At 62.3% G+C, this 5,693-nt stretch carries 2 protein-coding genes; both read left to right on the forward strand.

Features of this window, described 5'->3' with window-relative positions; all coding sequences use genetic code 11:
* Positions 1–776: 776 nt before the first annotated feature.
* Entirely contained in the window at positions 777–5,243 is a 4,467-nt protein-coding gene (locus K7787_RS31125; RefSeq protein ID WP_223003685.1) for a golvesin C-terminal-like domain-containing protein, read from the forward strand.
* 91 nt (positions 5,244–5,334) lie between these two features.
* The gene (locus tag K7787_RS31130; RefSeq protein ID WP_223003686.1) at positions 5,335–5,610 is read left to right on the forward strand and encodes a hypothetical protein; all 276 of its coding nucleotides are present in this window, start codon (positions 5,335–5,337) and stop codon (positions 5,608–5,610) included.
* Positions 5,611–5,693: the final 83 nt, after the last annotated feature.

Consider the following 5,693-nt stretch of genomic DNA (forward strand, 5'->3'; position numbering starts at 1 on the left):
GAAAGCTCACGTCTACTACAGCAGCGGCTACAAGGGTGCTCAAGATGTGATGGCTGCATACCAGCACATCGACCGCTTCCCGCACGTCTACAACAACAACGCGTCGTTCCAATTCACCAGCTAACAGGCAACTCGACCACGTCGCAACCTCATCTGTGTACTGGCGGCGACGTGGCCGCCAAGCGAGTCTGCGCAGCGGTGTAGACCAGGATTTCAAAGGGCTCTTCGTGCTGCCGGCCGCCTAGTGATCGGGGAGGTCGGCATCGCTGATATCACTCTGGCAACCGTTATGAAACGCACCGGTGAGATCGGACTGCCGCGTGCCCTCAGCGCGCGTGGGTGCGGCACACCCTCACTCAGTTCCTCAGGCGGTCGGCAGGACTCGGTGTCCTGGTGATCTGATCGGCACTCCACGCGAGGTCTCCGCAGTGTTAAGCGCTTGACCGCCTGATGCCCCGGCATTCAGCCGACCATGGTTCCCGCCGGCCCGGTGTCAGCACTGGTCGCCGGGCACGCCGAGGCAGGACTAAGCGGTTGAGGCCCCGACCCGTTACACCTGCCTTTTGAGGCAGCGAAGCGTGGATGCACATCGGCAGCACGGCCATTCCTCCCTACCGCTGACCTGAGCCGTCCACGCTTCGCGGTTCACACCAGCCTCGAAGCGAGGAGATGCCACAAGTTCCCGCCCCGCCGCTGGCGCTAAGAGCGCTGAGGGCGGAGCAGCGCCATGCCCAGAAGGGCAGGAAGACCCTAAACGAGAAACGGGGAAGCGTCCTTTGAAGACCAGAAGACGAAAACAAGCGTGGTTGGTGGCTGTGTCCGTTTGCGCCGCGCTGACATGCGGCCTCGTACAGACACCTGCCGCCCTTGCGGCATCACCCGTCGCTGACGGTTCGTTACCGTCCGGTCAGGTCACTGATCCGGACAAGGAACCCGCAAAGAATGCTCAAGAGGGCATTCCCCCCCAGCAACGACAGAACCTGCTTGGCAAGGATTACAAGAAGTCGAACGACCTCGCCTGGACCACCACCGGTGACGCTCGGGGCTTCCACGTCCTAACCGCAACCGCAAGTAGCGGCTACACGTGGAAGACCCTCGCCTCGCTGGCTGAACCTGGCTTCGACGCCGACCAGTGGGTCGGGAACGCCTGCGTCACTGGTTCCGGCAAGCAGGCCGTCGTCGTGTACGCGCCGCGTGCGTTCACAAACGACCCTAAGTTGATGGCACGTGGTGGTTTCACCGCCATCGTCGACCTTGTGACAGGCCGGACGAGGAAGCTGAAGCTCAACGCCTCCCTCAGCTACTACAACCCGGGATGCGGTGCCGGCGATGACGCAGTGTTCACTCAATCCCCAGGCCAGGACCAGACCAAGACCCGCCTATTTCATCTGAACTCGGCCACCGGCAAGCTGTCGGCGCCGATTGCTACCAGTGGGCAGGTAACGTCAGCCACCCCAGGCCAACATGGTGCCATCGCCGCCGCCTTCGGCCGCCACCTCGTCGAGGTTGACGACAAGGGCGGTAAGAAGACTCTCGCTACGCTTGCAACCACGCCCTATCGGATCGCATCCGACCAGACCGGCGGCTACACCTTCGTGCAGCGTTCTCGCGTGGCAAGCGTAAAGAGCGCCGAGGTAGCAACCATTAAGCACTGGCGGAGAGGAAATCTCCAGGACCTCGCCTCCGGCGAACTCGATGAGATCGCCCTGACCCGTCAAGGTCCCGACGTCCTCCTCACAGGCAAGCTCAAGAAGACGGCGAAGCACCTCCCCCGAGGCATCACCACAGCCCCTGACACCTCAAAAGACGCCACCGCGTCGACTGAGGGCCGGCTGATCGTTCAACGCACCGTTTGGGCAGACGGCAAGGCCTCTCCAAAATACCTCAACCGGCAGAAGGCCACCGAGGCCCGCCCCGTTACCATCACCACCTCCATCCGAGCCACGAAAAAGACCGCCACCTTCCGGACCGAGCCAATGCAGGACAAGGCTAGGGACTGGGACACCTCCCGGGTGCCTTCCCCCCTGCTCCCCGGCAAGCCCAAAACAGGAGGCAAGGCGGGGAGCGCTCACGGGGTGTCGACACAGACAATGGGCACTGGGGGGATCAGCGGCACCACCGCATCGACGACTGGCTCCCGGACAGAAGTCGTGGAGTCCGAACGTACCTGTTCCGTGCCCCGCAACGACGTGCGGAACCAGGCGATGCAGCCGAAACCCCGCCAGGTCGAGTGGGCCGTGGACAAGGCCATCACCGGGAAGCTGAACATCGGTGCCAGCCGACCCGCAAACTGGAAGAACCTGGGGATGCCTGCCTACCAGCCGCAGACGCTCTTCCCTAAGCCCGAATTGGCGGGCGGCGGCGAACGGGTCCCCGCTCAAGTGTTCCTCGGGGTCACCGCCCAGGAATCCAACATGTGGCAGGCCGGCAAAGAGGCAGTCCCCGGTGTCACCGGTAACCCGCTGATCGGGAACTACTACGGCGTCGACTACTACGACGGCATCCCTAGCAATGACTGGGACGTCAACTGGGGTGCAGCCGACTGCGGCTATGGCGTCACCCAGGTCACCGACCACATGCGCCTGGCGGGCCGTGAGCACGGCAAGGGAGGCGCCGCTTCACCGTACGAAACACAGCGTGCCATCGCGTTGGACTACGCCGCCAATGTCGCCGCCGGTCTTCAGATCCTCGTCGACAAGTGGAACCAGACCAGAAACGCCGGGATGATCATCAACAACGGTGACCCGGCTAAGCTGGAGAACTGGTTTTTCGCACTATGGGCATACAACGCCGGCTTCTACACAAACGACGGCACCAACCTCTGGGGCGTGGGCTGGACGAACAACCCGGCTAACCCCGAGTGGGACGAGTCCCGGACGCCTTTCATGGAGACCTCCACTGGCACGGAGGACGCTTCTGACGCTGCACATCCGCAGAACTGGCCTTACCCCGAGAAGGTCCTGGGTTTCGCCGCGCACCCTCCGGCGTACCTGGAATCGCCGGGAACGATGGTACCGGCCTTCCGCGCGGCCTGGTGGAACGGCGCCGCGGGCGACGCCACCGTCAAGGGGTCCGCAATGTACAACCGGGCTCATGCCAAGCCGCCGATCGACCTGTTCTGCACCAGCGACAACACGTGCAATGCATCGGCTATCTCAACATCGGCGACGAATCAAAGCCCCAGCTCCGGGCCCTGCGGTCGCGGCGACCTCAAGTGCTGGTGGCACAAGTCAGTGACCTGGAAGTCGGACTGCTCCTTCTCCTGCGGCAACGAGTTCTTCCGGTTCACCAGTCCCGACTACGACGCCGAGCAGGCCGACGGCACTGCCTATCCGCCGACCTGTTTCCGCAACGGCCTGCCGAGTGGCGCGAAGGTCATTGATGACGCGCCTACCGGATCCCCCGTCGTCCGGCCCTCGTGCTACAACGGCGACTGGCTCAACGAAGGCACCTTCGGGATGGACTTCGGCGCCGGTGAGCTGGGTCTGGCACACGACGCCACCCCCGCGACCGTCTGGCCAAGCAAGATCGACCTTCACCAGCTGGGCGCCGGATTCAACGGACACTTCTACTTCGGACACACACGCGCCGCCGACGACAAGGGCAACCGCCTCAAGATCACCGGCACCTGGGCGCTCAACTCCCCGATCAACGGCCCGGCGAAGATCTGGGTACATCTCCCCGATCACGGAGCCCAAACCACCGACGCGGAGTACAACGTGTATACCGCCAAGGGAGTTAAGACCCGCGTCGTCAACCAGAGAGGTTCCTCCAACCGATGGGTGTCCATCGGCGCTTTCTTGTTCAACGCCGCACCTAAGGTGACCTTGTCCACTATCACCAGAGATGGAACGGGTGACGAGGACATCGCGTGGGACGCCATCGCGGTCCAGCCCATCAACGGCAAGTACGTCGAACGCTCTCTCACCGCCGCTAGCGTCTTCGACCCGGCACAGAACATCGACTCCAACATGCCGGCGGATATGTACACCCCGCTGCGCACTCGGCAGACGCTGTACGACTGGGCCCGCGGACACGCCTACCAAGGGCCCCGCTGGGACAATCGGCAAGTAGGCGTTAACGGTGTGACCTGGTTCCCCCGTTGCAGCACCGCGACACCGAATGAAGAGTGTTCAGGGCAGAAGACGTGGGATGCCGCCAATCAATGGTGGCAGCAGATCAAGGAAGGCGGCCTCGACGGCAACAGCACGGGGGGAAGCGCACCGAGCATGTCCATACCGATGTGGATGGCCATGGCCAACCCACGGCCCAACCCCAACCTGCCAGCGACCCAGGCGTACCAGGACCCCAACACCTACAAGATCAAGTCAGAGGTGGAAGTCTCCTACATCATCGACAACACCACCGGAAAGATCATCGAAGGCAGCGAGTCCTCCGGGTACGACGTCCGCGTGGGCAATGCCCACCTGCCCTTCTTCGTCACCAACTTCATGAAGGCGGTAGAGGCCGACTACGGCATCACCAAACCGTACATCGATTACCTCACCAAGGATGCTCTCAGCTACGGCCGGGACCAGATCGCGCACCCCTACGACGACGGTGACACCCCTGGCCAGGCGTACTTCCCTCACCTGCGAACAGCGCGGGTCACCCCCGACGACACCTGCGTGGACGTCCGTGCGGTCGGGGGCGGCGTCCACGGTTACCGGCCGATGGTTGCCCACAAGTACATCAATGACAATGTCAAGGAGTGGGTCGACGAGATCAACGCCAGCCCCGACACCAACTACGCCGTCCGTTCTCTGGCAGGTGACATCTACTCACTGTTCTTCAAGAACGACGGCAACAACAACGCCTTCGGCTCCATGATCGGCAACGCGCCGCCGATCTGGCAGGACATCGCAGTCCAGTTCTGCGCCGACGGATCAGTGAAACCGTTCCACGCCGCGTCCGACAGTGACATGGACCCCGACTACAGCATCGTCTACCAGTCGTACATGCCCGACCTGTACGTATACGTCGACGGCTCCATGACTGATAACGCAGGTCACCCCAGCAACTCACCCGTACACTCGGGAGACTGGCGCGACTTCTCCAATCTGCCTGTCGGCTTCGGTCACGCTTACGGCGTGTGTGACAGCAACGCTCGAGGCTCCGGCGGCAACCCTTGGGGCATCGCTCCACCCATCCCCTACGTGGGTGACGGTCCCGGCGAACGTCCCACCGAGGTCAGGCACTGCGATCTGCCTCTTACCACCTTCAACACCAGCGTCACTCCGTAAGGCAAGGCCAGGAGGAGCTTTCCCGCTCTTACAATGAGATGAAGGGGCCCAGCAAGCCTTGGACGGGCCCCTTCATCTGAGCGGAGCAATCATGAATACGGGTAATTTGATGATTTTGGCTACTCTCTCGCCGATCATCGTGCCGCTATGGATCGTTGCGAGCGGGCTATTCTGCATACGCGTCGGCCATAAGGCCGAATCTGTGCGCCTGGGCTGGTTCTTCTTCCTCATTCTCGGCCTTCTGCCCATTGGGGGGCTGTTCGCTGCCATCGGCAAAATCATGCTCGCCGGCGTCGCGACAGGCATAGGGGGAATCATTGTCATCATGATAATCCTGGACTGGTACGGTGACCGATCGTCTCCGTGAAGATGCACCATCCGGCCAAGATAATGGCATTAATCGCAGCACCACTAGTTGCCGCTCCAGCGGACACATGGATGGAGGTGTAC

Origin of the sequence: Streptomyces sennicomposti, assembly GCF_019890635.1 — a bacterium.
Lineage (GTDB): Bacteria > Actinomycetota > Actinomycetes > Streptomycetales > Streptomycetaceae > Streptomyces > Streptomyces sennicomposti.

Bases quoted from the DNA above. Each gene is read 5' to 3' on its own strand.
- K7787_RS31130 (WP_223003686.1), top strand. From the start codon at position 5,335: ATGAATACGGGTAATTTGATGATTTTGGCTACTCTCTCGCCGATCATC.